The organism is bacterium, assembly GCA_023145965.1.
Taxonomy (GTDB): Bacteria; UBP14; UBA6098; order UBA6098; family UBA6098; genus UBA6098.
The window spans coordinates 26,434-50,627 of the sequence record JAGLDC010000060.1 but is presented as its reverse complement, the minus strand read 5'-3'; the positions used below and the strand labels follow the sequence as shown (position 1 = coordinate 50,627).

Below are 24,194 nucleotides of genomic sequence, written 5' to 3'. Positions count from 1 at the left end.
TCATTCCTCCTATTTTTTTCTGCCTATTATTAAGTAGCCGATATTTCCTATGATTATGAATAGTATGATGATAATGTGAGCCCAATTCTGTGCTTCCATGCCCATCGTAGCCATTCTCTTCTCACCAATAAGAGTTTCATATTCGGCCGCACCCTTGAGACCTCCGAGCATTCCGACAAATTGACCGGACTGGATGTATGGATATACATCCGCCGCTGAAACCGCCGTTACTCCACAGGCTAGGGCAACATTATATGGCTCGTGCGCATATAATAACCATGTCAAATACATAGACGATCCATTCATCGATGTGATAAGATCGAAATCGCTGTAATTGTCCACGCCGCGGAGTACAGGTAAATCATCGGTGCGAGTCCCATAATAATCGATGGGGAAGGTTCTCTTGAGGTCCTCCATCATGTTGATTACCACAAGACTGTATCCATATTGCCACCCAAGGAATGCATAATCCAGGCCGTTAGTTTTATTATAGTCTTTCGCCGCTTGATGTATAACCGGCTCTATAAGACCAGGGCCCTGAATATAAAGGCTCATAGCGATAACTTTAACGTCAGTCTTTAAGCAATGCCTGAACAGTGCATCGAACATGGGCAACAGCTCAGGAGAAACCGAAGGATCAAAGTCCGCCGATAAAACAACTACATCGTTGGGTTTAAAACCTTCGATAAGATCATAAACATCTTTAACCTCCTTGGTTGCCGGAATAGGTAAACCCATCTGGAAGAAGAAGGGAAGTATCATAGCGAGAGCGATAATCACATAGATAATTCGTCTGTCTATTTGAATTAATCGTTCCCAGAATGTATTTTCTTGTTTCATTTCTGCCATTTCATACTCCCTTAATCTCCGCTACCCATATATGAACGCTCAATACCGAGAACGATCTTAAGACTAAGCATCATAATTCCAAGTCCAATGCCAAGTTGCATCGCTCTCTTAGCGGCCATGTTAGGGACATTTAATATCCAGTTAGCAATATCTGGGAATGATGGTGCGCCATGCCAGATGTATTTCCATACGCTTAATTGTTCGCCTAAGGGAATTCTTCCAAGCATAACGATGATAGCGGCAATAAGAAGCGCTGTGGCTTGTACACTACGAGCGCGAAAAGCCCTATAGGCTGCACTCGAGATGTAAAAAGCCAAAAGGCTGAACATAGTCCCCTCGATAGAAACAAGAATGTAGAAATACATGTTCGAGAAAACCGTGCCCGACTCTGTGCCCTTAATGAAGCCAAACAGGATCATCACTACAGAAATAGTTATAGCAACGAGCGAATACGGCCATGCAGGTGCCTTTTTCTTGATTCTCATCGCATGGGCGCGATAGAAGCTGATATAAGCTAGAATTCCGCCAAAAATCCCGATAACAATACCCCAATCGATATAGGTATTGAAGATAGCATCGCTAATTCTATGCGGAACGAAATACTGGACTCCGAATATCAACCCCATTATAAATGTTATTGCAAGTGGTATTTGTTTTTTCCAAAGCATGGGGCCTCCTTATTGTTCCAGCCGGATTTTAAATAGGTTAACAAACCACATGAACCCGGTGGTCATGGCGACCGTCCCAAGAACGATGAGCAGCATATAGATAACTTTAAGCATATCCTGGGCTTTGAGTGTCCCGACCTGAAGTGGATCTTTCGAGAGATAGGCTGAGGCAGCATAAAGCTCTTCTCCGATAAGCGTATAGTCGCAAGTCGTAATAAAGAACGGTATCTGCGTGACTGCATCTGTGCCAGCTATCTGAATCGAACCGGTCATCGAACCGGTTTCAGTCAGAATTAGCGACTCGGCAAAGAACATGCCCATGTAGAAATTAGCTGCTGTTTTGTGCCTAACCATCAAACCAGCTACAGCCGCAGCATAGGAAAACTGGCTGCCGGCAGCATAGAAGACATCGTCCTCATTATACATATCCGGTCTTCCAGCATCCATACAAGCAGTCTTCACCGTCTCTTGCGCCACAATCATAACAATTGGGTCAACACAAGGAACGAGTATTCTCGTCTGAAACTCAGCGGATTTCTTTGCAACTCGGCCAAGAATAGTAAGACCGGCCAGCGTTGCGATGTCGCTGATTCCCGTGAGACCGAGAACATATAGTATCGGTCTTCCCATCTCTGTAGCTCTTCCCAGTGCCTCATCGAGATGAGCAATTCCAGCGATTGGGCGAAGATAGAAATTCTGCCCTTTACGAGCCAGATGTAGGAATATATTAACGAAAGCTATGAACAGAATTACAAGCGCCAATACCATGGATTTCTCGGAATGGAAGAACTGAGAGCGAGGCGTTATAGGCCCAAAAATCTTGCTATCCGAAAAAGAACCGTCAGGACCGATTTCTCGAACGAAATAATAATACTCTCCCTTGTCTCGTAAACTATCTGGATATGAATCTTTAAGTTGCTTGTCGATTAACTCTGCCATGCCAAATAGCTGGAAGGTATACTTGTTTTCAGGATCGAATCCCGGAACGCCATCGAGTAAGATATCTTCATCCTTTTTTATCTCAGTATTGCCGCGCCATATCTCGATATATTCTTCATCCTTTTCGCTACGGAATGCCCCGGGGTGATCTACAATAAGAGTTCTCGAAATCCGTGCATCAGGATTTTCGAGATCCTTGCCTGCAGAGTTCAGGAGAACCGCTTCAAATGTATGTTCGCCAGCCTCTAATCCTTGGAAAATGAATGAACCAACATTATTGAAATCGTTTACAAACTTGCCATCGTCGAGCTTAAGCTTCGCATAAAATACATCATGGTCATCGTTGACATACATGCGATACGAAGCTGTTACATCGAACCTGTCCGCTATCTCGGTTTGTTGAATACCTAGGACCGGAGAGGCAGATGGCGGGATAAGGCTATCTCCCGGCTCGAATTGAGTCAGCTTATGGCCGGTTTCGGTTGGGATTAAATAGTAATTGGCGGGTATTTCTCTATCCTCGAACTGAGGTAAAGGATCGGTAATAACTATATCGAGCGCTATTTGAGGAACACCCCAGTGAATCGAAAGCGCTGAGCCATCGTCATTCTTGACATCGACAACATCCAAAGGTTCGATAAGAGCTGGAGGGGAGAATTTGTCAACCACCAAGGCGAAAGGCTCACTAACGGTGCGATGCTCTGAATTATCGCGAGTCGCTATATAGAACATATCATCTTCTGAGAATGTTCCTTTGATGATAGCATTTCCGAAATCCGGAGCATAAGTTCCCACTACCTCGCCAGCATCCATTGTAGAATCTGAGGGCGAATAACGATGGATAGAATAGTCGTGGATATCCTTAAATGCCCCTAGACTGGGCATATAACCCATCCAAGAGAAAAATACCTCACCTCGTTCAGAATCGAAACGAGCCGAAATATCACTGGCTGGAACCGGTGGTTCATCGACTGCAGTGAATTCCATAATCTCAGTAGAGGATGAAGATTTTCCATCTTTAGCGACGATTTTGTAAAAATAATTTGTCCCGGGGTCGATAGTTCCGCGGATTATAGTTTGAACAACATCGAAATCGAGGGTGTATCTTTTATCCTCGGTTACGATAGCAACTATCTTATTACCATACTTGAAGAAATACTCACTCATCGAAGGATCGAATTCGAGTATCCTCTCGCCGGCTTCACGGAATGCTTTTTCTTCTGGTGCCATACCCACTTCGAATATGAGTGAGTTATTGCCTTCGACAATGGTCAAACCAGTTGAGTCGGTAGCGAGTGTAGCATTTTCTATGGTCGTTTTAATCGTCTCTTCAGCGTTGTCAGGCAACTGAATACGATAAAAATTGCCTTGAGCGAAGACGATTTTCTTGGAATCTTGATCTAAAGGCGCAAGTTCGCTTTCTACTTGAAGAACTTTCTCGCCGATAGAGGCAAGCGAATCTCTATTTTCGCTGGTGGCTTTAACTAAACTTACTCCCGGGTTTTCGCTCGAGGGGTTATCCAGGACGATGTAGTAATCCAGATCGCAAACATTATCGGCAATTGTGTCGATTTGGGTGGTAACAGCAACCTGAACCGACCTCGTTAATGGAGTCAGTTCATCGGTGAGATCCTCATTTTCGAGAGAATCTTTCGCAACGGAATAATATACTTGATATTGCTTAGCAATAGAGGCTTTATAATGCCTCCAAGCAAGAACGATATTTGTTCCGTCGTCGGCTGGGATGTCTGTAACTTGGACACCGGTTGGAACGGCAGGTGCCGTCGATTCCTGAACACACCCCGAAAGGCTTAGTAAGGCCCAAGTAATAGCCATATACAAGGCAAGGACCCTCACTTTCGGAAGGTGCATCCTTTCTCCTTTCGTTAGTTTATTAGAATTTTGATTTTGTTTCAATTCTATGTGTTTATATAACTTCAGTAATATATTTTGAATTTCACTAATGCGCAAGGTATATTCGTATTTTGCGAATTAAGATACCCAAAAAAGCAATAATAATTATGTCATCGCTTGCGCGGTATCAATCCTCGAGACCTTAGGTTTCGGAGGTTTACTGAAGGCTGCAAAGAGCTAGCGTATAAACTAAATATTGTGATCTTATAAGATTAATCCCACGAGAGAGAAAAAAAGTTTTCCGCGCGCGAATAAATCCAAAACCAACGATAAGTCCCGCTTAATTATGTCTCTATCGTCTCGACATTTGCACGAGGAATAACGGTTTCTTTACCATCCTTAAAGCGAACCTTTAAAACCCTAGCCTTCGAACCGCTTTCCAACTCTTGAAGCTCCGGTGGAAGGTCGATTACCTCACCTAAATGGCCGAAATAGGGAACACGAATAATTCTCACTACACTACCTATGTCGAGACCAACCGTAGTCTCTGTCGGTTCGGTGAATCCTTTTGGTGGTTTGGGTTGTGTGATAACTATCTCCGGTCGTATAACGCCCGCGCGTATCTGCGTCGCACCATTAATACTCGCGTGTCTGTTTTCGTACTTTTTTAAAAGTTCGAATGTTCTCTCGGCCATCGGAATATCGCCAAATCCCTCGGTAACGATAAGTGTAGTGCTTACGTCCTCTGAACCGGTGATAGCAACACCAATGTCCTCGCCGAGTATTTCCTTGAGGTCGCGGTCATCTACCCCACCAGCAACGATCCCTTTAACTCCCATCTCGAGTGCCTTTGCAAATGCTCCCGATGTTATCCTTCGCCCGCAGATTAGTATCTTATTACGATGCTCTTCTTTTACAAGATCGGCAGTCAGATCGGTTTTGTGATCCGATGTAGCTGTGACTATTTCTCCGAATCTCTCGCCGCCGATACCAAAAATCCCCTGAATGAAGGTCGCGTTTGCCTCCAATACAACACCCTCCCTTGGGATAATTTCGCTTATCTCGCCCTCGATATAAGCAGTTACCTCTACAGGTATTGGCTTTGCGCGAAGAAGAATATTTCCGGTTACACTACTCATCGACTCGACATGGCCATTGAAAGGCATTTTTATCTGAGTCTTAAAAAAGCCCGTGTTAAAAATACCCTTGTTTTGTGCGATAATATCACCCTTAACGAGTGGCTGATTGAGTTCGACCTTCATGAAGTAATTGAGGTCATCGGGATCACAACCTAAAATGTTGGTTGCATTAATTGAATCAACATTTCCCGGAAGCTCTGTCCTAGCAACCACATCGTGTGGATCGACTTTATCCCCAACCTTAACGGTAACCTCACCCTTCAACGGAAGTATCCGGCGTTTTTTAACTTTTGTGTATTCTGTGACTTTTAGGCCCGGTGTATAAACATGTCCCATATTAACTCCTTATGATTAACCGTTGAGAGCGTCTTCGGGGTAAACTTCGAGAGTTAAGAGCCAATTTTTCAGCGCGGTAACTCTCTCGGCTTCGACTTCTGGTATGTGAAGAGGACGGCCTCTTCCATCGAGAATAACACCAACAATACCACCATAAATCTCACGCTCGACTTTCTTTCCGCTACCCTCGCCACAATCGAACCCGCGCGAGCAGTCAAAAGTGAGTTTCGCTTTCTCTCCGATCTCAAGTGGGAATCTCTTCATCTCTCCAAAAATAAGCTCATCCTCATGAATCTCACCGGACGGCAACTCGATCTTATAATGACCTACTGCATGTCCTTTTTTGGTTGTACCTCTCGGCGATACCGAGGTGCCGAGATAAATAAGGCAGTCATTATGGAAAACCTCGGTGGCAGCCTTAGGATGTATAGTCGAAAGAACGCCGAGTTGAGGCATCATAAAAATCGAATCGACAGCAAGCATGGTAATGCCCTGTGGCTGGAAGGCATCGAGCATGAGCATGGCCGCTTGGTTGCGCTTAGGGGCGTGCGAAAGCACACCACCCGAACCTATGAGAATATCCAATCCCATTAGATCGACCAGCGTATCGCTGTCGGTTTGCTCGAAGGTTTCCGATATGGTGCGCTTCTTCTGAACGCCTTTCAAGGTGGTCGCGAAATTCTTATGCTGAATGAAAGCCAACCTCAAAGCTTCACGCGCGACAGCCTGTTCGAAAATCAGTGTTTCCATGGCCTGTGGAATAGTCGTCGGACGTATCATTTTGTTTTTTACCTGATTGCGAAGAACTACTTCGTCCATCTTGAACGGCACCCAACGCATAATATTCGCGATTCCAGTTTCCTTAAAAACATTGCTTATCGAATAACTCATCCCGAGGTTAGCTGATACTGTGCGATTGAATATCGTTTTGGGATTATCGATTTCGTTCTCATCCTTGTGAATATCGTAAGATGGATTTTTGAAAACACTGAAAACATCGGTGGTTGCGCCGCCGATATCAACACCCAAAACCTGAATACCCTCTTCGTCTGCGACCCGCTTCATAATAAGACCGACAGCTCCCGGCGTAGGCATAATTGGGGCATCCGACCAGCTCATAAGCTTCTTATACCCCGGAGCCTGAGCCATAACATGTTCCATAAAGAGATTATGTATCATCTCTCGCGCCGGTTTGAGGTTCTCCTCTTCAAGAGTAGGGCGAATATTATCGACAATGCGCAAATCAACTTTTTCCGCAAGTATGCCGCTCACATTATCCCTTGCGTCCTTGTTTCCTGCATAGATGACCGGAAGGTGATATCCTATTCCGAGTCTCGGTTTTGGATCGGCTGCACCTATAAGCTCTGCAAGCTCTACAACATGAGTAACAGTGCCTCCATTGATGCCGCCGGAAAGAAGTATCATGTCTGGTCTGAGTTGGCGTATGCGCTCGATCTGCTCGTGCGGAAGACGCTTATCATTTGAAGCAATAACATCCATCACAATAGCTCCGGCACCGAGAGCGGCGTTCTCAGCCGATTTCGCAGTCATGCTTCTGACAACACCGGCAACCATCATCTGAAGGCCACCACCAGCGCTCGATGTCGAAATATAAATATCCGTCCCCTTTTCTCCAGAAGAGGGGCGTATAATCATCTCGTCTTTGCCGACAAGCTCCCTATTCGCGAGCTCGGAAACCTCGGTTACTGCATTAAGAACACCCATCGTTACGTCTTCGAATGGCGCCTCGACCGTGGTAGGCGCTTCGCCACGAACGACAAGCCTGTATTCGTTTTCTTGAAGCATAATCAAAATAGCCTTCGTTGTCGTCGAACCGCAGTCCGTTGCAAGAATAATCTTGATATCCTCAGGTTTTTTGTTCATCTGGGCTCCTCTTTTTGGCCTTTTTTTTCTTTTTTGGGCCGTATTTCACATCGGCTTTTTCTATTCGTTTGGCAAGCTCTTCCATCGCCTCGCGCTTTTGAAGTGCCCTACGCAAAGTTTGAATCTGCTTAACATTGAAAATATATACAGTAAATGGCTCTAAAAGTAACATAAACTGGCTGCCAATCCAATTCAGTGGCTTAAACCCCTCGATTATCATAAGAGCCGGAACAGTCAACTGGCGCTTTGCAATCTCCATGGAGACCTTATCAAATAGCGCCAGCTCTTCCTCCGAAAGTTCGGCGGAAAATTCGCTTTCCCAATCGACATTCCAGAAATTATCCTTGATAATAAAACCTCCAAATCCCTTTTATTTGGGTTTATGAGTCTCTCGGACTTTCCTAATAATAAACTCCTTCACCTCGCTCGATGGTGTAGGAATAAACCACCCACGAAAATTATCCATGCGCCGAGGTGTCTCGAAGGTCGAAAGAAAAACAGCCTTGTTTCCTTCATCGACCCGTCGGAACTCCTTCCACTTTCTTGTTCTGGAATATCCCATAAATTTTTCGCCTACACCTATATCATCGGCATAAAAGTATGTCCTAAAATAAAATCTCGACGAGGCAAAAACCATTAAAAAAACCGCAATTACCGAAAAAAACCAATTGTTCTCTGATGCCCAAAAAACAACTATACCGGTTAGCACGATAACAATGATTCCAAAAATCTTGCGTCCTCGAAACTCCCCCGAAGGCCGATTTACCCAGGAAAACTTATCCATTTTCGTCAAATCTCAAATTCTGGACACGCTTTACCTCTTCGAGAAGCTCATCTTCCGAGATTATACCTTTCCTAACCAAAACCGCTACTAAAGCTTGATAAGTGATGTGATTACTCACGCAAAGTTGCTCTATCGTTATTTCTTGAGTAGAGCCGTTCGGGTTTTTTAATTTCAATAAAGGTTCATTTGTCATTCTATCACCTGATCTTCTCCGGAATATTCCTATTAAACCGCACTAATGAAACATCGAAATTGGTGCCCATTTCATCGAAGCTAATATCTCCGCTGGTGCCGGAGAAATCGTTTGTGGCAGAAAGGAAATCCCTCTGTTGTTCCGGTGTGATAAGCCCCTTATCGATTCCGCGAAGTATGAGTTTGGCAGAATCAAATCCAAGTGCGGCAATTCTGTCCGGATTGACACCGAAAGATTTTTTATATTCTTTTGAAAAACTCGTCCATATAGAGCTTCCTTCATCGACCCAAAAATCATCGGGAACGACAACGGCGCTGTCGATCTGTGAGCCATTCATCGTTTTAAGCTGGTCGATTATCCAGCCGTTTTCGCCTAGAAATCTTGGTCGAATATAATTAAACGGAACTTGAGGAATAATATTTACAAGATCATCATAATAGGCCGGAACGAAAAATCCGGGAATATCGACAATCCATTCCTCTTCATTACGCATGGAATGGTTGGGTTTATAAAAACGAGTATCCGTGGTATCGGCATGCGGAAAAAAGCGCTTAGCCTCATCGAAATATGGCTTTTTAATAGCCTGTAAATGCTCTGAAAAATCTATGGTGCCCTCGGCGTAATAGGCCACACTTAGCATCTCACAATTAAGGGCCTCGACCTCTTTCACAAAAAGGTCAACGGCTTTTCTGCCAATGGGATCATCCGGCGCCAAGGCCGAAAAACGAGTAACAGCAAGCGAATCAAAAGCAAAATGTGCCAATGTCTTCGCTCCGACAGATGGCGGAGAGGAGAGCTGAAAGACAAACGGCGATATACCCGAGAGACCATCCTTGCTGGCAGTGGGAAGTATCAATGGCACGTGCTCGTGATCGCAATATATGGCCACCGGCACGGCAACATCAGAAAGAAGTGGTCCAATAACGGCGATAGGTGAGTTCTTAGCGATTGCAGTTTTACAAGCATAAGCCGCGACCAGCGGATCGGCCGCTGTGTTCTCGGTTATTACCGCAATATTTATTCGTTTTTCCCGCGAGAACCTGTCAACCGCCATCTTAACACCGTTGACAATGTTATTGCCATATTCGGCATAAGCCCCTTCAGTGGGGGCAAGGACAAGTATATTAATCTTTTCGGATATAGCGTTTTTGAGTGTGTTGGCAAGCACCTTCAGACTGTCAGAAAAAACTCCAAACGCACGAGTTTCGAGGCTTCTATTGCATAGTTCTAAGGCCCTACGGTTTTCCCCTCTAAATTGGAAACGCTTAACGCGATAAAAATCTACGATTTGTCCAGAAGATCCTTCCAGACGTGCAGCAAGAAGCATAATCTGATCATCTGTGAGGTAACCCCATAGAAGGTTCGAAGAAGATTGCATTGCATTCGCAGCAACCTTCGGCATATCATCCCCAGCTAATTTCGCTGAGGCAAGATACACCTCGGTGGCATTGATGTAATCATCCATGAAGAAATATGCATTGCCCTGATATAATCTTGCAGTTGCTGAGATTGGATATTCAGGAAAACTCCTAACATAATCTCCAAACTCCCGAGCAGAAGCCTCCCAGTTGCCATCACGATAGGAACTCAAAGCCACCATAAATTTGGTCATCGAATAATGCTCGGTGCCTCTGGAATCCATCAAAAGCGAAGTAAATTTTTTGTGGGAAGATTGATAATCGCCCCCTCGGAATACTTCGAGTGCAGACTTAAATGAGCCTTCAACGAATTGAGGATCGACCCACCCAAAAACTGCGCTCGTTGAGATTAACGCAAGTAATATAAAAACCTTATGCATGTCTTTTAGCAAGTTCGACATAGCTCTCCGCATGATGTTTAAGGTCCTCGTAATCTTTATCTGTAAGTTCTCGCAAGGTTTTAGCAGGAATTCCTGCAACAAGGGTTTTTGGCGGCACCTTTCTACCCGGAGGGACTAGCGAATTTGCCGCAACGATAGCGCCTGTGCCTATTGTTGCACCATCTAATATCACAGCTCCCATGCCGATGAGACATCTGTCCTCCAGAGTGCTTCCGTGAATTGTAGCCGAATGGCCGATAGTAACATCCTCACCGATAACCACAGGCTTGTCCGTATCAACATGAATAACACATAAGTCCTGAATGTTCGATCTCTTCCCGACAATAATAGAGTTAAGATCAGCCCTAAGGACAGCGCCAAACCAAACACTCGAATCTGTGGCAAGCTGAACATTACCTATCAAAGTGGCATTTTCCGCTAGGAAAGCGCTATTTTCGAAGTCCGGCTTTTTCCCTTCAAACTCCTTGATCATCTACCCTCCTACGATTTGCTTAGGATCTATTCGCTTTAATCGAAGCTCGAGTTTACGCCTCTCTTCATTTTCCAAATCGGCACTGACTGTGGGGATTTCATCCTTTAAAAAGATAGGTGCACCCACTCTCAATGCAAGTGCTATAGCATCAGACGGACGCGAATCCACAACGATAAGGTCCTTTTCCCTTTGGAAATAGACCAAAGCGTAGTATGTATTTTCGATAAGAGCTGTTATGACAACACGTTGTATCTCCGCCTCAAAACCGCGCGAGATGTTGACAATAAGGTCATGAGAGAGTGGGCGTAGTGGCTTTGTATTAGATAAGGAAAGTGCTATCGAAAGCGCTTCGATGTTGCCTATCCAGATAGGTAGTATCTCGTCGTTATCCTCGACGCGCAAAACTATTACCATATCATTAGATTTGGCGTCGATTGCAAGGCTGTCAATAATGAGAAGTTTCATCCTTTAAGCACCATAAACCTTGAAATTATGCCTAGAATAAACGCAAATGCCCAACAATAAGGTATCACACCAACCTTTTTGCCTTTGAACCAGCCAACGATACGCGGGATAAGAACGAGCAAACCAAGCAAGAACCATCCGGTCTGAAGCCCTATGGCAAAAAGAACACCGCTTTCTACTAGCGTTAAATTACCTCTTTGCGAACCGAGTGTTGAAAAAGGCTTTAAATAGCTTCCAGTAATCTCTGCTTTAGCTGTTTCGAAAATTATTACTCCGGCCCAAACTGCTATTATAGCAAGAGATAAAGGCGCAAAGGCCGACTGATCAGTTATCACCCGAAATCGGAAAATATACGAAACGAGCAAAACCGAGGCAACATGAAGCGCTTGATCTCCTAAGAGTAGCCACAATGACTCTCTTCCCATAAGTTGCTGGAGTTTTTTCTTGCCCAGATCCACAGCGAAATGAAAAACCGCAAGCGATAATAAAGCAATAAGAATCGAGCGTGAGTCTAAATAATCCCGCATCGTTATAGCCATCGCCAAGGCGAAAATGCAGGCGTGAATCACTATCCCCCAAACCTTCCGCTTGGCCTTAATAAGTGCGTCGGGCTGGAGGGCGAAGTCTGCGGCCACGTGGGCTAGAAATAACCTCCAGAATAACGGGTTATTCATATAGTCATTAGGCGCTGACTACCCAAACCCGTATCTGTGGGCGAACCTCTGCATGCAACTTAACCTCGACATTATATACGCCGAGTTGCTTAATTGGATCTTCTAGCTGTATCGTTTTGCGCTCGATATTAAATCCCTTAGCCCGTAAGGCATCAGCGATCATGAGGGTGGTAACCGCACCGAAAACTCGGTCGTCTTCACCGACTTGAACAGGAATATCTACGCTAAAACCATCGAGTTTCTCCGCAAGCAAAGAAAGCGTGCGTTTGCGTTTTACTTCACGATTAGAACGAGCAGTTTTTATATGCTCGACTTTAGTGAGATTGTTCTTAGTAGCCGAAACCACTAAATTTTTTGGAATCAGAAAATTGCGGGCATAACCATCGGCAACATTGACGACATCGCCGGCATTTCCGAGGCTTCTGACATCTTCAGTGAGAATAACTTTCATTATTGCCTCCTACCGGTATATGTCGATCTTAAAGGGTGCAAGCGCAATAAAGCGCGCCCTTTTGATCACTCTTGCAAGTTGGCGTTGATGTTTAGCGCAGTTTCCATTGACCCTGCGAGCAACAATCTTTCCGCGGTCAGAAAGATACTTCTTGATAATATCCGTGTTCTTGTAATCAATGATGATATCTGGTTCATCGCAGAATAGACATGTTCTCCTGCGCACCGTGAATCTCATCGTTCTTCTAGGTTTACGCTTCCCCATCGCCGTCTCCTTTCTTGAGATGTTCCGGCATGTATTCGCTGACGACGATCATGTGTCGAAGAATATTTTCATTCAACATAATGGCGTCGCGGATCTTGTGAGGAGCGGCCGGTTCTGCGTTGAAATAGTAGAAAACGTAATACCCGCTCGTTATTTTTTTGATGGTATAGGCTAATTCTCGCATACCCCAAATATCCTTGGCGATCATCTCTCCGCCAGCCGAGAGAATAATATTCTCGACAATATCGATGAGCGGGTCGAAACCCGTCTCTTCCAGTTCTGGCCTGAAGATTGTAGCCATCTCGTAAGTTTTTTGATTCTCCATTTGTCTCCTTTGAACTTGGACCACCCGTAGATGGGGCATGGGGAGTTCCATACCGTCCATTTGATTTTACAAAAACCCAAGTATAAATATTAAAAAATATTTTACAAGTGTTTTCCGAAGCAATATTTCGCTATCACTAAATATCGGGGGAGCGGAGTCCAAACCGAATTTATATGAAAGCGTAATTATCTTAAAAGCAGTGGCGCAAGCACGAGGCTCACCACGCTCATAAGCTTGATAAGAATATTCATTGATGGCCCCGAGGTGTCTTTAAATGGATCTCCGACCGTATCCCCGACCACAGCTGCTGCGTGGGCTTCAGAGCCTTTGCCTCCAAAGTTACCCGCTTCTATATATTTTTTTGCATTATCCCAGGCACCCCCGGAATTAGCCATAAAAAGGGCGAGCAAAACACCTGAAAGCGTGGCACCGGCCAACATCCCACCTAACGCCTCTGCACCTAAAAGAAAACCAGCAATGACTGGAGTCAAAATAGCCATCAAGCCGGGAATTATCATTTCCTTGAGCGCTGCGCGTGTTGAAATATCTATACAGCGGCGAACATCGGGCTTTGCATTGCCCTCTCTAAGCCCGGTTATTTCCTTAAATTGCCTGCGAACCTCTTTAACCATCTCGAATGCGGCTTTTCCCACGCTTCTAAGAGTCAAACTGGCGAAAAGAAAAGGTATTCCACCACCTAAAAGCAACCCGATAACGACAAGCGGCTTTGTGATGTCTATCGATGATAAGCCTGCCGCTTGGGTGTAGGCCGAAAATAGGGCGAGAGCTGTTAATGCCGCGCTACCTATGGCGAAACCCTTGCCCATAGCAGCAGTTGTATTTCCTAGAGAATCGAGTTCGTCAGTTATCTTGCGAACCTTTGGCCCAAGGCCGCTCATTTGTGTGATTCCTCCTGCATTGTCGGCGATAGGGCCGTATGCATCTACACTCATTGTAATACCGACAGTCGCCAACATCCCGACTGCAGCAATGCCAATTCCATAAAGCCCTGAAAGATGATAACTTGCATAAATTGCGATGCAAATGGCGATTATCGGAAGCATGGTCGATTCCATGCCATAAGCTAAACCGTTTATAATATTCGTAGCTGCGCCTGTTTCACTGGACTGAGCAATTCTGATGATTGGCTTTTTACTGGTGTAGTATTCGGCGATTAATCCGATTGAGATTCCCACCAGCGAACCTACAACCATCGACCAAAAAACATTGAAATGAATATGAAGAAGGTGCACCGCCAACGCGGTTCCTCCAAAAAGCAAGATGTTAGCAATATATGTTGTCAAACGCAAAGCAGATGCCGGCGAGATTCGTTCTAATGCTCTTAAAAAAAGGATGCCGATTATACTCGCCAACAGCCCAATCGAAACAACAGTCAGCGGAAAACCCATGTATCCGATGCGATTGCCGACAATCTCCCTAACTACAGGATTGGAAGATGTCAGTGTTGCAGTAGCGGCAATTGAAATAGTTGCGATTATTGCGCCAACATAGCTTTCGAAAATATCCGCGCCCATGCCCGCCACATCGCCGACATTGTCGCCGACATTATCCGCAATAGTTGCCGGATTACGCGGATCGTCTTCGGGTATATTCTCCTCGACCTTGCCGACTAGGTCAGCGCCGATATCGGCGGTTTTAGTGAAAATCCCTCCGCCGACACGCGCGAAAAGCGCGATCGAGCTAGCGCCCATGGCAAAACCGTTAATTATAGCCGATGCGGCGGAATCCTTAGAAAAAATCATAAACAGAATCCCGACGCCGATTAGACCGAGGGAAGCGACCGACAAACCCATGACACTTCCGCCGAAAAACGCCACGCGAAGCGCGGGTCCCTGTCCCAAAGATTTAGCGGCCCACGAGGTCCGCACATTGGCTTTTGTCGCGGCGGACATTCCTAAAAAACCGGCGAGCATACTGCATCCGGCGCCGGCGAGGAAAGCTATCGCGGTATAAATCCCGAGGTTAGCTACATATTCGTTTTTCAGAAAGATGGCGATAAGTGCGAAAACCGCAATTACGAAAACGAGAAGTGTAGAATATTCTCTCTTAAGAAACACAAGTGCCCCGTTATGAATCATCTCGGCGATCTCTATCATCTTATCGTTTCCGGGGGGGCGTTTAATAACGTAAAGATAAATTATCCCTGCGGCAATAATTCCAACAACACCTATTATCGGCACGTAAAGCATCGTTAGACCTCCTTCTCGGCACTAAATCTAAATTTCTTTTTTTTTGTTAAATTCGTTCATTGCCGCTTCGAAATCCTCGGAAACAGCAAGCTCGAGGGCATCGGCGGCAGTTGCTATAACAAACGGAAGTTCTTTCTTCTCGTTCGAGTTAAAATTACTCAGAACATAATCCGCGCCCTCGACACGCTCCGGTTTATCTCCAATCCCGATTCTAAGACGGGGAATCGTATCGACACCGAGGCGCATAATAATATCCCCCAGCCCGTTGTGGCCGCCGGACGAACCGGCGGTTCGTAATCTCAAGCGACCGAACTGCAAATCTAAATCGTCGTGGACGACGAGGATTTCATCCGCTACAAGCTCTTTTTTCTTCATAATATGCCTCGCCGCAATACCCGAAAGGTTCATAAACGTGGTTGGCTTGATGAGCACGACCGGGAACCTTCGAGACGCCTCGACGATGAAATAATCTCCGCTACCGGCGGAAAACTTCTTCGAATAACGCCGCGCGATTTCATCTAAAACCATGAAGCCAACGTTATGCCGCGTATCGACATAACGCTTACCCGGATTGCCGAGACCTATGATACAACTTATATTCAAAGTAGTCCGCTAATTAATGTCGATTTGAGTGAATGTCAAGCAATTATTGATACTTTCTCGAAAATTGTGAAGCAGAACGGGCAAGCCAGTTCGACTCGCCCGTTCTCGACACAAACATTACATTATCTCTACTTAACCAAAGTTACCCGAGTCTTTGCGACTTTATCTCCGCACTTGAGCACTGCAAAATACACGCCACTGGGCGAAGTAACTCCAGAATCATCGGTTCCATCCCAGGTGGTGCTGTAGAATCCGGCCGCAGCCCATCCTTCGGAAAGCCTAGCAACGGGTCTTCCGGTGATGTCGATAATGCTTAGGTCCAAATTCCCCGGTGCGTCAACCTCGATTGAGAATTTACAGACAGCATTAAATGGATTTGGACTGGCCGAAAGCGCAAGCTTCTCCGGCAATATATCCTTGGACTCCTGCACCAAAATGTAATCCGTTCCGAGAAGGAAGTTCAGAATAGCGGCGATCACATGCTGGCGTCCCGAAGGCGCAGGGCCGTCGTTCATCGCACCGATATAGACGCTGGATAGCACAGACCTCCATGCATGCATCTCGCGATATAGCATACGAAGATTGCTCATTAACGGCGCAGGATCTGACTGTGAGAACATAGCCCAGGTTACACCTTCAGCTGTTTCGGTGGTATCCCACTCATCTATGCGCTGGTCAGCATTACTCTGATAGTCATAACCGATATTAACAACTCCCTCAGTGAAGAACGATGTGTCCTCGCCGAGAAGAGACATCACATTGCCATCATCGTGGGTATAACCATCGGCAATATAAGTAGCACCAAAGAACAAGAAAAGTTTTTTTCTGTTCGGAGGGCTTGCATCTCTGCCAAAATCATATCCAAAGTCGGCGCCTTCACAATAGATTCTGCCACCCGCAGCAATATAGCGCGATATCGCGTTTATACTCGAATTGTTAGGAATAGCATCCGTTGCGTCATCTACACCTGTAATTAGGATGATAGCACGATATGCAAATAGATCGCGGTCACCAAGGTTCTCATCCTGTCCAGTCACCTCGACTTCCATGTCTCCCCATAACTCGACCCTTTGGCGAAGGAATTCGCCTTCGTCGGTCTCGCCTTGATTTGCAAGCATAGCACCATTGTCGTAATCCCATATAAGAATATCTGCGGAGGTTGTTTCGGGGTTAAGCCAGACTGTTGTCGGGCCTTCCGGTTCACTTTCTCCCTCGTCATAGACTGCTGTGACCGAATAAGTATAAGGTAGATAGTTTATAAGATCCCATTCCACAAATTCGGTATATGGATCGGGAACATATCCAACTATCGAGTCGTCAGAGAACGGAATCTGCCGGTAGATATTATATCCTTGAAGTGTTGCAGTGCTGGGCTCTGGTTCTTCCCAGCTTAGGATAATCCGGGTGTCATACGTCGCTCTGCCAGTGAGCTCTTGAGGTGGCGGCAGAATAAACTCGTATTCAAGTTCTGCGTTCAATGTATCTTCTAAAGAGAGATGCGCTAAGTTGGTATCCAGTGTGATATAACTTATTCTGCTAATTCTAATATCGTAGTCGCCGTAGGGCACATCAGAGATAAGATACTCGCCGTCGGAATTCGTATAAACAGCATCGAAAGTCGTTCCGGTCAGCTCGACCATCGTTCCGGATAGGTTCGGTGGATCATCAGAAAGTGTTATCACACCCACAATATTCCCAATTTGACGCAATAAGAGGAAATCTTCCTCGATGACAATATCATCGACAGTTATCTCGCGCGTTTGCGGAATATAATATTCCAGGGAAACATGCATGGTGTAGTCACCCATAGGAATTTCAAGGAATTCGTAATAACCCTCAGTATCGGCATAGGTTGTATCCGAGCCGAGGATAACCATAGCATCCTCAGAAGAACCGGCATCTTCACAGGTGATATAACCGCTAACCGTTGCTAATGGCGGTGGCATCGGCAAAAGAACCGGATTATATTCAATATTATCAGCGAACGTGAACCAGGCACTGTCTGGATAATATCCTTCGATGCTGGTAAAGATTCCCCATTCGCCACCCTCTATTTCACAAATTTGATAATAACCGTCGACATCTGAAGTCGTGTTCAGCTCTTCAGATATCCAAATTGTCGCACCCCCGATTGGACCGCCATCAGCGGTAGAAACCGTGCCGGCTAAGCAATACGTGGGCGGAACACCTCTATTGAAGTGAATTAAAAGAACTCCCGGTGTCTCGATATCGATTCTGTTGATGAGGCGCATATTTTGCCAAACAGTGTCGCCTGTGAGCCACCAAGCACATTGGAAGCTACCGTCCTCTGGAAGGTAATCGGAATTCCAGCTAATCCAATTGTCTATTTCATCATCAACCGGGATACGCATCATCATGCCGACCCACATGATATCATCATCCTCAGAATCGCGGATGTCACGCGCAAGCTGACCCCATAGCGGGTCATCGATATGGAAAAAACCATAGGGTGTATCGCCCGGAGGAGCTGGTGGTTGTTGTTGATCGAGTCCATAATCAAATAAGTCTGTTCCTTCCGTATCGCCACCAAAATAAAGCGTGAAGTGGTGGAGAAGCTCTCCCGGCTCGTCAGTCCAGACAAATAATGATTCCATCCATTCGGGAGTGAGGAAATATCCGGTAACGAAATCCCAATTGTATTCCGTATGATTGGCAGGATCGGCAAGGTCATCGACGCCAATTGTAACCTCAATCGTTTCTAGAGGATCGAAATCCATAGGCGGGATGTAGCGAACCATCGTTGTTCCGCTCGATGAAGAAACTAAAAGACTCATTGTAACATCCACTCCATCGACGATCATCCAAATCGAAGTAGGATCAACACCGCTACCAATATCCAATATTTTTGCGTGTATTTCTGACGAAACCGCAACACCTGTTTCACCGTCGGCAGGATCGGTATATACGACCCGAGGTGCAAGAGTGTCACCGCTGGGACTGAGAACCTTTACCCAGGCCTGCCGTCCGGGACCAAACTCGACAAAATCAATATCGCGCATGTCCTGCCATTCGCCATCGGTTGGATATATCGAGGGGAATGTTATAGCAATAAAGGCGTTTTTGTCGGTTGGAATATCTGCCTCATCCCATACAATGCCTAATACATCATCTGTGTTACCAAAATAAACAATCCACTCATCGAAGAATAAATCCGAAGAGCGAATATCGCGAGTAAGCATCCTATAAAGAGAGTAATCAGGATCAGTGAGCGGAAAAAAAGCATAGAATACTGAAGGAGGAGCCATCGGGAAAACCATGTCGTATCCCATATTGAATCCGGCAGTAGCTAAAGGATCCGCACCGAAAGAAATATCTACGAACTGAGTATCTTCGCCATCTATGTTATAAACATTGAGTGGAACTTCCCATTGAACAGGCAAAATTGAATAACCAGTGTGATATGCAATAACGGCATCGGCAACATGAGGTTCATGTGCGTTATCAGAGGCCGTTACAATAACCGATATCCAGCTTTCACCGGGAAGCGGTAAATCCGGTTCATATGAAACCCTATAACCGTCTTCTATAGGCGTAAGTGCAATATCATCCGTTACTTCGACACCGTGAACCTCCATGGTGATGCTCGACGGATCGATTCCGCTACCTACATCTGTAACATCGAAACGGATATCGCTGGTTACAGAGACGCCAGTAGCACCGTCGTAAGGATACCAGTTAGAGAAAACAGGTTCGTCTTCGGGATAATAGCCGCTTGGTTGGTGGACTATATCCAGAATTATCCCCGGTGTAATATCCAGAGTGTCAATAGTCTTCATATTAACCCATGTATCGACATCCTCGGTCGGATAATGTGCGCCGATAAAGAAATCACCAGCTGGCAAAGCAGCCGAATTCCATTCCACAGAAATAGAGGTTTCTAGTGAAAAGATGTGAGTTACCCAAAGCGCGCTGTCCCCATTATCCTGACGAATATCAGTATATAACATTGTGATATACGGATTAATCGGGTCGTCAATCTCGAACCAGGCATAAGAACCGGAAGGTGGCGGAATTGCAAGAACGACATCCTCGTCTCCTAGAAGATCCAAGGCTCCGTCTATACGCCCAAAGGTAAGTTCGAGCGTGCGGGTTCCGTCATCGAGAGTGAGCGTCGTCGTCCACGGTTCGGCGAATGTTGCTAAACCGAAAACGAGGATAGTGAGTGCGATCACTTTCGTCAAATTTCCCATTTTGCCCCCTTCTTAAGGGTTTTAAAATCAAACAATGTCTTAAGCTATAGAGATACAACCGAAAAAACAGATAGCTCTCATATAACCAAAATTAAAGAACTACATAAAATCAAAAACGAAAAAAAACATTTCAAAAATAATATCTAGATTCCGTAGGGGCGCACAACCGTGCACCCCTAGATACAGAGGGGGGCATAAAGCCCCCCTCAAAAGCACTATTTGAGAAGAATCATTCTCTTAGTGATTTCGCCGGCATCGCCCTTAAGTCGATAGAAATAAATACCGGACTCAGCATCGTTGCCAATAGCATCTCTGCCGTCCCAGATAACTCTGTGCATTCCTGCGGGCATTACACCGGTTGCGAGATCGGTGACCTTTTTGCCCATCATATCGAAGATGGACAGGTCGAATTCGCCAGTTCTCGTGACGTTGAAGAAGACCTCCGTCGTCGCGTTGAACGGGTTAGGAACATTCGCGTAAAGCGTCATCTCGCCGGGGAGCGATGCCTTCTTCTCAGGAACTGCAGGATTGACACCGAAACCGTCGAGCAGCTCGTCGAATAAAATCTCGTTACTGCCTACGGTCGGGATGTCGATAACAGCGCCGAAATACGGGCTTTGCACGTAAGTCTTGTAGGACGCCGCGTTCATCCAGACACCTCTTCCATTGGTGGCATGAGGAATCGGGCTAATAAGCTGCGACCAAAGAACCGTCGTTGCGCCGCTTCCCATCTGGTGCTCGAATTCATCGAGGCCGAAATCTGAGATGGTTGCGAGTGAATAATCTACAGTATCCGCTAAACTGAATAAGGTTGGATTGCCGGTCAACTGGCGAACATTACCGGTATCTAAACTCGCGCTTCCGCCATCGAGGAAGCTAACACCAAACTGCGAATAAAGTGAATCGTATTGGTTTGTTGCGTAGCCATCTCCAGAAAGCATCTCCATAGCATCGGCGCCCTCGATGAAAAGATTGCCGCCGCAACGAAGATAATCGTCAAGTTTGCGCCATTCGGGGCCGCGCATCCTCGGGCCGAGCCAACCGCTCGAGCTCAGAGGCGACCAGGTAATTACAATAAGATCATAGAGAGTAGTGTCGTCCTCTGTGAAGAAGTAGCCATATAGCCTCTCTTGCTCACCGGTGATCAACAGCGAATCGCCGGTGAATCCGGCATTTCCAAGAAGGGCAACAAGCGAATCGGATGAATCCCATTCCCAACCGAGCGTATCGAGCTGCGGGCCGCCGCACCAGTCGATAAGAAGCACATTCGTTCCCGCCGGTGGGTTGCGATTGTAACCCTTGCCAAGCACCGAAACTTCACTCACTCCTGTAGGATAAACTGCAACTATGCCATAATAATAGGTAACATCATCGATATCGTCCATATCTAGATAATACGGTGAGGTATCCGGTAGGGAAGTTACAAATTCGGCAACGGTTGTGTCGGTGAACGGAGAAGTGTGACGGTAAAGAAGGTATTCGTTCGGAAGCTCCGAGGGTCTCAATCTAGGTGTTACTGAAGTAACCGAAAAAAGATCGACATTCGGACCATCGAGCGACTTAGGATGGAAATCCGCAAGCGCTTTAGCTCTGTCCGGATGGCTTACTTTACTGCTTTGAAGCGCTTCAATCATTTCCATATTGCTGAGTTCACCGTGCGAACGCGCACCACCACTAACATAGCACTCGACAGCAAAGTCACCATCGGCCATGTTCACATTATCGCCTTCCCAGCTCCAGGAGCTGTCATAAGCGTTATGAACCCACGCTAGCGTATCCGGTGAGGTATAATCATACATGACATAAAGAACATCCGTGTCGGTGGGATCATTCCAGCCAACAAAGAACAAATCAGTTCCTACTAAGATTCCAGCGGGCACATCTATGTAAACCCAACCATCGGATGTGTCGTTCAACGCAACTGTCGAACTCCAGATAATATCGCCAGGACCACCGGAATCAGGGTCTTCCTCCCATATCCCGATGAGTGAATTAACGCCATAAGAAGATGGATGCATCGCCATGCGGATTTTGGATAAGGTCATGCCGGAACGAGGCGCGACAAAGGGCATAGCATAACCGCCACCAGCCCAGCCGTAGCCGTAATACATAGAGAAGCCGCCCCAGCGTGTGTCACCATAACCGCGAGCGCTACAATGAGCGAGCTTAACTGTGTCGGCCATCATTGGCGGATCCCAGGTTATCAGATTGAAAGCGCCCGGCCAGCAAGGCCTTGTCGTCGATTGAAGGTTACTGGGAGGATTGTAATAAACCGAAGGTGCTTCCGCGAGTTCCCTGTTAATATCGAGATCAGAATTCACAGTAATTGTAGTATCCCAACTCTCGAAATCCGTGTGTGTGGCAGTGAGAGTGTATCCACCCTCTGGAACATCGTTGAACGCGAAATAACCCGCGCCATTGGTGGTGCGGTCCTCATCGTAGGAGAGGCCATCGCTGAGGTTAACATTTGTCGCACTATGGATTGTCATGCCCTCTAGTGTTATCGTTCCGGTAATATCGTAGTCCATTGTTACCGGGAAAAGAAGGAAATCGATACCGGTTGTGTCACTCGTTAGATCAAAGGTATCGACCTTTGTTTCATAACCTGAGTGGGAAGCACTTACTCTTACAGTTCCGATTTCGCAATCATCCAGCATATAATCACCAGCAACATCCGTGGTAGTTGTAAAACCGGAGACGAGCTCGGCAACTACCGTTCCGGAATGATCAGAGGCTCCATCTAGAAACACCGTTCCCGAAATGCTGCCTATTATAGCCGGGAAGCTGAAATTATGTGTCTGGTCACTGTCGAGGTCTATATCGAGAGAGTCATTTCGACCATCGAAGCTGAGAACATACAGTATATATGAATTCTCCGGCGCGCAAACATGATAGTAGCCAGAGGCGTCCGTTGAGTCGTGATATGCACCAACAATAACAATCGATCCAGAAAGATCAGATTCTCCGCCGACAGAAACAGTTCCCTCAACACACCAGATTGTCGTAACCGTGTCATGAATAGTGAAATTCGCGGTATCACAAGCATCGTTCCCAATACTGTCCGCTGCACAAGCTATGCATACGATTGTCGAACCGGGCGGGAGTGAAATCATACCGCCAGTGCTGGCCGTGACTCTTTTTCCGCCGGAAATATCGCTAATATCGAGGAACATGCTCGGAACAGAAAAACCGGCCACATCGAGTGTGATACTGCTCTCATCGATAGGAGACATCGCGTCGATAATATCCACAGAGAGCGTGGTCGTAGTTTCAGGAACATCGATCGCGCCATCGGCTGGGTTCCAATTCGTGAAATAGGGTGGAAGAGTATCGACATCGGGAACAACGCGTGTGAAGCGCATCTGAACCTTGTTAAGCATGCCATTGCCCATAACAGATGAAACCAAGGACATGTTCTGAGCCGAAGACCAATCGACTGTCGAAGTAAGGAAAGTTGTGTCGATAAGTAATTCCGCATCCGCTGGAATACCGGCAGGATCCCATTCTACAGTAACTATATCCATAGCAGTTGCGCCGCCCCATTGGATTGTCCATATCAGGGTATCGATGGCGGAACTACGACCGTCGATCATAAGTCTGTCGATGAAAAAATAAGTAGGATCGTCCAACGGAAAAAAGACGCTCAAGCCCGACGGAGGTGCAGGTGGAGCAGCTTTATCGATAGTAAACGAATCGACGCCAACTACAACAGTGGAGTCGTAAAGTTCTGAACCATAAATACTTGTCTTTGCGACAAGCACTCTCGCTGAATCGGGGTTTGTATATACCTGGAATGGAATCTCCCATTCCTGTCCAAAGGCTGTGATCGCAAGCGCAATCGCTAACGCGGCAAACAATAAAGCTTTGTTCCGCATATTTCCTCCTGTTCAAGTTTTGCTTTTATAGCTATTCGTACCTAATATATCTTTAATAAATTAAATCTTGCATCTTAAAATGTCAAGGTTATTTATTCTTTAGATGATTCGTTATTTATATTATATCATCCTATTTGCCTTTTCAAATCTCTTGACAGTAGATATTTTTCTACATATTT

At 45.9% G+C, this 24,194-nt stretch carries 19 protein-coding genes; all 19 read right to left on the bottom strand.

Annotated features, from left to right (window positions below; genetic code table 11):
* Positions 1–9 precede the first annotated feature (9 nt).
* Entirely contained in the window at positions 10–849 is an 840-nt protein-coding gene (locus KAH81_06105; protein MCK5833228.1) for a hypothetical protein, read from the bottom strand.
* An 11-nt stretch (positions 850–860) separates the two neighbouring features.
* On the bottom strand, positions 861–1,517 hold the full coding sequence (locus tag KAH81_06100; GenBank protein ID MCK5833227.1) for a hypothetical protein: 657 nt from the start codon (positions 1,515–1,517) through the stop codon (positions 861–863).
* Positions 1,518–1,526: 9 nt separating this feature from the next.
* Entirely contained in the window at positions 1,527–4,328 is a 2,802-nt protein-coding gene (locus KAH81_06095; GenBank protein MCK5833226.1) for a hypothetical protein, read from the bottom strand.
* Between the two features lie 326 nt (positions 4,329–4,654).
* Positions 4,655–5,785 (bottom strand): hypothetical protein, encoded by a 1,131-nt coding sequence (locus KAH81_06090; GenBank protein MCK5833225.1) that lies wholly within the window; start codon positions 5,783–5,785, stop codon positions 4,655–4,657.
* Positions 5,786–5,800: 15 nt separating this feature from the next.
* A complete protein-coding gene (locus tag KAH81_06085; GenBank protein MCK5833224.1) occupies positions 5,801–7,669 on the bottom strand; it encodes a glutamate mutase L in 1,869 nt (622 codons plus the stop codon).
* Positions 7,653–7,928 (bottom strand): hypothetical protein, encoded by a 276-nt coding sequence (locus KAH81_06080; GenBank protein MCK5833223.1) that lies wholly within the window; start codon positions 7,926–7,928, stop codon positions 7,653–7,655. Before KAH81_06080 ends, KAH81_06085 begins: the two co-directional genes overlap by 17 nt.
* A gap of 111 nt (positions 7,929–8,039) precedes the next feature.
* Positions 8,040–8,453 carry a hypothetical protein gene (locus KAH81_06075; protein MCK5833222.1) on the bottom strand — a complete coding sequence of 138 codons (414 nt, stop codon included), beginning with the start codon at positions 8,451–8,453 and terminating at the stop codon, positions 8,040–8,042.
* Positions 8,446–8,646: a hypothetical protein gene (locus tag KAH81_06070; protein ID MCK5833221.1), complete on the bottom strand. Its 201-nt coding sequence runs from the start codon at positions 8,644–8,646 to the stop codon at positions 8,446–8,448. Before KAH81_06070 ends, KAH81_06075 begins: the two co-directional genes overlap by 8 nt.
* A 4-nt stretch (positions 8,647–8,650) precedes the next feature.
* On the bottom strand, positions 8,651–10,465 hold the full coding sequence (locus KAH81_06065) for an ABC transporter substrate-binding protein (protein ID MCK5833220.1): 1,815 nt from the start codon (positions 10,463–10,465) through the stop codon (positions 8,651–8,653).
* Positions 10,437–10,937 (bottom strand): gamma carbonic anhydrase family protein, encoded by a 501-nt coding sequence (locus KAH81_06060; GenBank protein MCK5833219.1) that lies wholly within the window; start codon positions 10,935–10,937, stop codon positions 10,437–10,439. The genes KAH81_06065 and KAH81_06060 overlap by 29 nt, the downstream gene beginning before the upstream one ends.
* On the bottom strand, positions 10,938–11,402 hold the full coding sequence (locus KAH81_06055; GenBank protein ID MCK5833218.1) for a bifunctional nuclease family protein: 465 nt from the start codon (positions 11,400–11,402) through the stop codon (positions 10,938–10,940).
* The gene (locus tag KAH81_06050; GenBank protein ID MCK5833217.1) at positions 11,399–12,076 is read right to left on the bottom strand and encodes a DUF3307 domain-containing protein; all 678 of its coding nucleotides are present in this window, start codon (positions 12,074–12,076) and stop codon (positions 11,399–11,401) included. The genes KAH81_06055 and KAH81_06050 overlap by 4 nt, the downstream gene beginning before the upstream one ends.
* A gap of 7 nt (positions 12,077–12,083) precedes the next feature.
* Entirely contained in the window at positions 12,084–12,527 is a 444-nt protein-coding gene (gene rplI, locus KAH81_06045) for a 50S ribosomal protein L9 (protein ID MCK5833216.1), read from the bottom strand.
* 9 nt (positions 12,528–12,536) lie between these two features.
* On the bottom strand, positions 12,537–12,791 hold the full coding sequence (locus tag KAH81_06040) for a 30S ribosomal protein S18 (protein MCK5833215.1): 255 nt from the start codon (positions 12,789–12,791) through the stop codon (positions 12,537–12,539).
* Entirely contained in the window at positions 12,778–13,116 is a 339-nt protein-coding gene (gene rpsF, locus KAH81_06035) for a 30S ribosomal protein S6 (GenBank protein MCK5833214.1), read from the bottom strand. Before rpsF ends, KAH81_06040 begins: the two co-directional genes overlap by 14 nt.
* 185 nt (positions 13,117–13,301) lie before the next feature.
* Positions 13,302–15,326: a sodium-translocating pyrophosphatase gene (locus KAH81_06030; protein MCK5833213.1), complete on the bottom strand. Its 2,025-nt coding sequence runs from the start codon at positions 15,324–15,326 to the stop codon at positions 13,302–13,304.
* Positions 15,327–15,353: 27 nt separating this feature from the next.
* A complete protein-coding gene (locus KAH81_06025; GenBank protein ID MCK5833212.1) occupies positions 15,354–15,923 on the bottom strand; it encodes an aminoacyl-tRNA hydrolase in 570 nt (189 codons plus the stop codon).
* Between the two features lie 134 nt (positions 15,924–16,057).
* Entirely contained in the window at positions 16,058–20,140 is a 4,083-nt protein-coding gene (locus tag KAH81_06020) for an Ig-like domain-containing protein (protein ID MCK5833211.1), read from the bottom strand.
* A gap of 215 nt (positions 20,141–20,355) precedes the next feature.
* Positions 20,356–24,015, bottom strand: coding sequence for a T9SS type A sorting domain-containing protein (locus tag KAH81_06015; GenBank protein ID MCK5833210.1), 3,660 nt, complete (start codon positions 24,013–24,015; stop codon positions 20,356–20,358).
* Between the last annotated feature and the right edge of the window lie 179 nt (positions 24,016–24,194).